Annotated in this window: 4 protein-coding genes; 3 read left to right on the forward strand and 1 reads right to left on the reverse strand. The window is 63.9% G+C overall.

The window, feature by feature from the left end:
- Window positions 1-203: 203 nt before the first annotated feature.
- From HPC46_RS33310 to HPC46_RS33320, 3 genes are all read left to right on the forward strand, one after another.
- Window positions 204-641, forward strand: coding sequence for a hypothetical protein (locus HPC46_RS33310; protein ID WP_144246121.1), 438 nt, complete (start codon window positions 204-206; stop codon window positions 639-641).
- An 80-nt stretch (window positions 642-721) separates the two neighbouring features.
- Window positions 722-3,064, forward strand: a complete 2,343-nt coding sequence (locus tag HPC46_RS35390; RefSeq protein ID WP_233717017.1) for a hypothetical protein — start codon at window positions 722-724, stop codon at window positions 3,062-3,064.
- A 68-nt stretch (window positions 3,065-3,132) separates the two neighbouring features.
- Complete coding sequence (locus HPC46_RS33320; protein ID WP_179476280.1) at window positions 3,133-4,200, forward strand: lysozyme family protein; 1,068 nt, start codon at window positions 3,133-3,135, stop codon at window positions 4,198-4,200.
- Between the two features lie 255 nt (window positions 4,201-4,455).
- Here the strand turns inward: HPC46_RS33320 and HPC46_RS33325 are convergent, their stop codons facing one another.
- Window positions 4,456-5,865: a HEPN domain-containing protein gene (locus tag HPC46_RS33325; RefSeq protein WP_005148499.1), complete on the reverse strand. Its 1,410-nt coding sequence runs from the start codon at window positions 5,863-5,865 to the stop codon at window positions 4,456-4,458.
- Window positions 5,866-6,547 lie beyond the last annotated feature (682 nt).

Raw genomic sequence — 6,547 nt, forward strand, 5'->3', positions numbered from 1 at the left:
AAGGGAGGGCACACATGAGCACCGGCACATCAGCCTGGGCACCGCCGACAGGTGGCGTCCCGCCCCAGCCAACCCCGCCCCACAACGTCCCGCCCTACGGATGGACTCCGCCGCCAGGTGGCGGGGCACCCGTGCCGACCCAGCACGGCAGCACCCCACGTGCCCCTCGGATGTGGCTGTGGGCCCTGGTGACTGCCGTCCTCATGGTGATCGCCATCGCTGCAACAGCCGCCATCACTTACGCAATCGCACACTCTGCCGGCAAATCAACAGCCGCAGCGCCCACGCCTTCCGAACCCACGTACACAGCGGCGCAGCAGGCCGCCGCCAAGCAAGCTGTGTGCTCAGCGTTTGACGTCTCGTCCAAAGGGATCGCAAGCCAGGGCGGCGCCAGGGTCGACGGTCAACCGAACATTCCCATGCTGTTACGGACGCTAAGTGGGACCGTTTCGATGCAGAACGCGCTCGTACCCGCGACTCCAGCAGATGTGGCCGAACCGGCGCGACGAGTAGTCCAAACGAATCTGGACTTGATGAACGCTGCTCTTGGGCAGGCGAATATCAATGAGGTCAAGGCGGCGAACGATGCGTCGAACGGCGCCGTCGACGCCCTACTATCGGCGTGCGGATTGCCGCACTAATGCCATCCGCAACCAATGCGAACAGCGGCGTCGCTGACTCAGCTAGCAAAGAGGCTGGCCACGTCAAAACGGCTGCCGAGGTGGCCAACTCGGAGGCAGCCAAGCTGCTGAAAGGTTTCGATGCGGCAAAGCCGCCGGCCGATAACTATGTACCAAGCCTGGGCATGCCCGGCGGCGGCGATATTCACCTGCAGCCCGGAATGTTCACCGGCTACTTGGTCGGCCCAGGAGTGTGGCCGACCGAATCGGAATCCGAACTGGCCCAAACCGCAACCAAACTCAAGAAGCTGTCCGAGCACCATCAAGACGCGGCCTCGGCCGCGGAGCGCTCAAAGGACGAAGTGTTCTCACCAGGAGGCTGGTGGAGCGACGGCGCCGGCGCCGACGCCGCATACGAGCACTACGAGGCCGAAGAGAAGGCACACAAGGCGGTAGCAAGCGTCCTCGACGGCGTGAGCACAACTCAAAGCCAAATGAGTGGCCTAATCAGGCTGGGGAAGCGCAACATTCGCGACGCCCATGACGCAGCACACCAGGAGATCGAGCAGTATCTCAATGCCCCCGGCGGCGTTCCCACAGCCAAGATCGCCGTTATCACCACCAAATACCGGACCCTGATCGAAGAGCACCGTACCGAGCTGCACGGGTGGATGACCGAGCAGACCACGATGCTGACGAACAAGTTTGGCATCCCCGAAGCACCACCAGGATCACCAAAACAGAACGGCGAATCCGAGGACCAGGACAGCCACCACCGAGCCGATCCCAGTGACGGGCCTTCAACGCAGCCCGCCGATTCCACGAATGTGCCAAAACCAGGCAGCGATGGATACCACAAGGGGGGCATCACCGATTCTTCCAGCAGCCCGGACGCCGGTCAGGGCACTGGACTCCCGAATCCCCTAGCCACGGGCTATCAAAGGTCTTCTCCGACAGATGGGGCTGGTGCATCCAAACCGCCGTCGATGCCGTCGCCGCCCTCGATGGGGAGCGGTGGCGGTTCTGGGGGTGGGGGATCGTCGCCGCTGAGCAGTCTGGGTGGTTTGCAGGGCATGGCCGGAGGCGCCAAAGGTGTCAGCGGAATGTCCAGTCCCGCTTCGGGTTTACAGGGGCCAGCCTCCAGCGCTAGCCCGTCGTCGCTGGGCAGCGAATTCGGGCGCGGGATGGCGGCGGGCAATGCCGCGGTGGGCGGGATGCCGCCGCTGGCGTCATCGGCGCCGCCACAAACTCCTTCAGGACCTTTATCGGCGGCTCCGCTCGCGCAGCCGTCTGCGCCAGGTTCGGCGGCACCCACGGCTTCGACCGCTCCCGCTTCGGCCACACCTACCGGGGCGGCGGGCTCTGCCGGTGGCGGGATGGGCGGCATTCCAGCGGGAGGCCTGGGAGGGGCCGGTGGTTCCTCGCGTGCGGCGCCGCAGATGACCTCGTACGGGTCGGTGCTTCCTCCATCGGCGCCGGCCGCAGCTGCCGGCGCTGCCGGTTCCGTACCGTCGGCTCCCGCTGCAGCTGCGGCGGGAGGCGCTGCTGCGGCGGGTGCGCCGGGTTTCTTGCAAGGCTTGCGTGAGGTCAACAACCAGCGAGTGGGTCGTGACGTGTCGATGACCGATCTTGAGTCGGCCCGCACGGTGGTGGCGGATCTCGCGGCGGCCTCGAGTGTGGCCTATCCAGGCCTGGAGTGGGCGGTGGCGGTAACGCGCGGCGCTTCTGGCTTCCCGGAGATGTGGGTGACCACCAACGAGGGTGCTGGCTATATTCCGCCGGGCGTCTACATTCGCCGGTCGATGCCGTTGGCAGCGCACTTCGATCCAGACTTCGATGTGCGCTGGTTGGGTTGGTTCAATCCGGCGGAGACCGTGTTGCGGGCAGTTCGGATGCGTGGTGACGCGGTGTCGGCGATTGCCACGACGTGGGCGCACGATTCCGACGAGGTGCGTTCCGCCACACCGGATGTCGCGATCGGTATCGCGCCTGCGGGAGTGCCTGGTGAAGCTGATGCGTCGAGGCTGACGCGGGATCGCTCGCACCGCTTAGAAACGATCGCTCCGGCGGTGTTCGTCGGGTTGCAGCGCGATGCAGACGAAGCTGAGCGCTACGCGCGCCAGCTCACTCAGCAGGTCGTGTTCTCAGGGCCCGAGATGTCGACGGCCGCTACGTCGGTGGCGCGCGCGGTGATCGCGGGGCAGTGGCCCTCGGAGCGTGAGTGGGCCGAGCTGACCGCTCAGTACGAGAATGATCGGCTCATGGCGGGTGCTCAGCGCCCCGGCTTGATGGGTGTGGAGGAGCCACACCAATTGGTCGCGTATCAGCACGATTTCGCTCAGTGCCGCCGTTTGGAGACGCTGCTGTGCTGGCAGAGCGGTGACGTTGCCGACGTGGTGTATGCCGCGATCAGCGCGGGTGTGAGCGCGCCCGCGCTGGTCTGATGCGGCGGTTTTGAATTCTGTGTTTTGGGGCGTGGTTGTGGGCGTTGGTGTCGGTTTAGTTTGAGCGGGTGGGCGGCTCGGGTGTGGGCGCGTATATCGCGCAGGTTGACCGGGTGTTGGCCGCTGCCCAGGGCGTTTTCCCCGCCGCTGGCGGTCCGGGGTCGATCCAGAACCAGGGCCCTGGTGTACCGGCCGCCCCGCCGGATTCAGCTTTAAGTACCGGGGCCGGCAACGCCGGTGACGGATACAAACGCACCTGGGGCACCGTGACCGGCCTGGACGCCCAAACCAACGGCACCTCGGCTGCCGGGGCCGCCGAAGGCCAGAACGGTCGCGCCGGGGCCACCGGTGTGCGCCAGAGCGCGGCCAGCGCCGCGGCCGCGATCGCGCCGGCTACTGGTTCACCGGCTGGGGTGAAGACGCTGGTGACCAACATGGATGACCGCCTGGCCGCGATGCAGCGCCAACTCGACTCCACCAAGGCGCAAAACCAGCTGCTGGCCACCCGAATGCGCCAGATGGCGATGGCCTACCGCCAGGCCGGGCAGGCGTCCCAGGCGGGCATGTTCCGCGGGATGGGTGGCGCCATGGGCGGCGGTGGCGGAATGCCGCCGATGGGCATGGGCGGCGGTGGCGGCGGATTCCCCGAAATGGGCATGTTCTCCAAACTGCCCGGCATGCTCAACGGCCAAAACTCACGGCGAGCCAGTCCAATGGGTGATTCCGTTGGGGGCAACTACCCCTCGTCGTTCAGCGGCCAAGGCGCTGAGAATGTGCGCGCGGCGATTCGGGCTGCCCTGGACCGCAAGGGGATTCGCGATCCAGCCGCGCGGGCCCGCTGGGAAGCCGGCATGATGTTGGTCGCACAGCGCGAATCCAATTTTCGTGACGTCGTCAACACGCACGACTCGAATGCGCGGGCCGGAAACCCCTCCGGGGGACCGTTCCAGTTCATCGCCTCCACGTACCGGGCCTACCAGGACCCCGGCACGTCGTCGAACCACCCCGACACCTTCGGCCAAGCCTGCGCTTTCATCAACTACGCCACGCGAAAATACGCAGTTTCTTGGGCCGCAACGGATCTCGCAGCTAAAATCCAACAAGCTGACCCCCACCGTTCCCCAAAGGGCTACTGAGCAACGTCAATTCGAAGCGACTTGTAGGTTCCACTCAAAGATGGCGGATTCCATTCGAAAATGGCGGACGATGGCGGATCCGCCATTTTCGAGTGGAATATCGATAGCTTGGCTAGCTAATTGACGGTCGGATGCTACAGGTGCGTAAGGGTCGTTGTCGGACTCTGACCGGTCCCGGGAGCGGTACCAGCAGGCGTCGATTTCGGTTGAAATATGTGCATTGCTTCGTATGCAGGTGGCGGCGTGGAGGCGGGATTAGTCGCTTTCGGCGTTGGGAGGCGGTGGAGCGTGCTCGGTCCCGGCCAACAGACTCCGTACATTGGCAAGGTGATGGGCGTAGGCCGGGTAGTCATTGAAGGCCCGCTGCAACGTTGGACCATCGAAGCCAGCTTCGACGAGAAGAACCGTGCGTAGCACCCACGCGATTGAGTAGTACAACGCCATCAAAAGATCATGAAGCCGGTCGAGGTTCTCACCCGGCGGCTGAGTTCCCTGATGGGCGAGGATGTTTCGCGCTTTTTGGACAGAGGTAGGCCAGTCGGTGAACTCGCTGACGATGGAGGGTGCAGCGGTTGCCGCGATAGTGGCTAGCTCGGCCATCCGCGTCCGGAAAGTGAGGTCATTAATGGAAGACAGCGCTTGCGTGATGGCCAGGGTGAATTCGCCGAGTTCAAGATCGTTGAGACATTGCTCGCTGTCGCGCAGTTGCTGCACAGCTGCAGCGCGCGCCGCGCGCCGCGCACGGTCTTCATCAGCGGCAGACAGATTGGGTATGCGTTTCCGCGACGGACAGATTCGTCGGTGCAGTCCTTCGGCGACAGAAGCGAGGGTAAGGACTTGCGTCTGAACAGTAGCTCCGTGCCTGGCGTCGATAGCGGCGGCATCGAGGGCACCGCTGCGCGTACGGAAGTCGATCCAACGCGCAACGCGGTCGGCTGTAAGGTGCGGGCTGCCCAGGAGTTCGTGGGTGCCTCGAAGGGACGATTGGTCTTCGCCGTGCACTTCACGCCAGGGTGAATCGGCGGTCAAGCGGACAGCGAAGTCGTTCGTTCCTGATGGGTTGTGCGAGACGATAGACGCCAGGGTGCGGCTAGGGCTGAGAACCCGCTCGCTTAGATCCTTGATCGTCATTGGTTTAGTAGGAACGTATTCCATTAGGCAAGTGTCACCTTCATGAGTGACTCGCACGTGACCGCCGTCCGCAGTGTCCGCTTCTGTAAGGGCTTGCTCGTACCAAATCGGGCCTGTGATGCGGTACCGGCAGCCATAAAAGGCAGTCTGATCGTCGATGTGTTCGCCCAAAACGACGTGGCGCAACGTGGTGAAACGCTGCCGATATCGGAAGTCCGTGACATCCAGCGGCCGTTTCAATCGTCCTTGCGCCTGCACCATGGAGACCGGCGTGCCGTCGTCGAGAGTGCCGTGGATGTTGCGCGGCTCCCAGTCGGATACACGATCGGCGGCCCTTCCGCGGACACCAATACGCCGCACAAAGTCATTGTCATCGATGTCGACTTCGACCGAACGCTCGACGAACAGCTGCCCGATGACTTCCAGCGCAGGACGGGACCTGCTGAGCGTGAGCTCGCCCGTCACGGCCCTTTCAGGCGTCTGGACCTGCCAGAAGATGCCCTTGAAATGCACAGCGGGGTGTGGCGCCGCCATCTCGTCTCTCTCCTTCGTCGTAGGAAGCATCATCGTCGCCTCGCTTACGCACTATGAAACGGCGCCACTTGTTGCGACCTAATCAAGTAGACACCGGGCGAAACGATGGTTCCGCACCAGGTCCACCGGCTGCTTGACTCAAGATGGCGTCTGCAAGCCGTGGAACGCTCCGCCGCAGCGCGGGCGACGGCAGCGCCGGGATTGTGGGGACGTCCGTGAGCACTCCCAATGCGTGATCGGATGCCACGACTATTGACCAGGCCGCCGATGGCATCTTCAAAGCGCCCGGGAAGTTCCTGCCCTCGTCGGCGAAACCAGTTAATCCCGATGAACATCGGGATGTCGTCTGGGTGTCCCACCAAAGTGCTTGCCGGGCTGCCCTTTACGAGTTGGACGTTCTTCCTTTGTCCGTCGATTGTGACGTTTTCCGGCCCTTCGGCGGGAAGCGGCGGCGAGCTGAAATGCACTTCGGTTTGGATGCCGTTCACTGCCACTGAGATCGTCTTGGGCTCGTTCCGGATTGCCCCACACAACGCGAAGGTTGCCTCGGGGCGAGGTCAAGTCCAGGGGCGTGGTGTACGACGTCGTCGTGTGATTCTTCGATGTGATGGTTCAGGCGGTCAGTGCCGCGGGGGTGGCCTCCTGTTCGGTCGGTGAGCTCTGATCGGCTCGGGATTTGCTG

Origin of the sequence: Mycolicibacterium vinylchloridicum, from assembly GCF_013404075.1 — a bacterium.
In the GTDB taxonomy this organism is placed as follows: domain Bacteria; phylum Actinomycetota; class Actinomycetes; order Mycobacteriales; family Mycobacteriaceae; genus Mycobacterium; species Mycobacterium vinylchloridicum.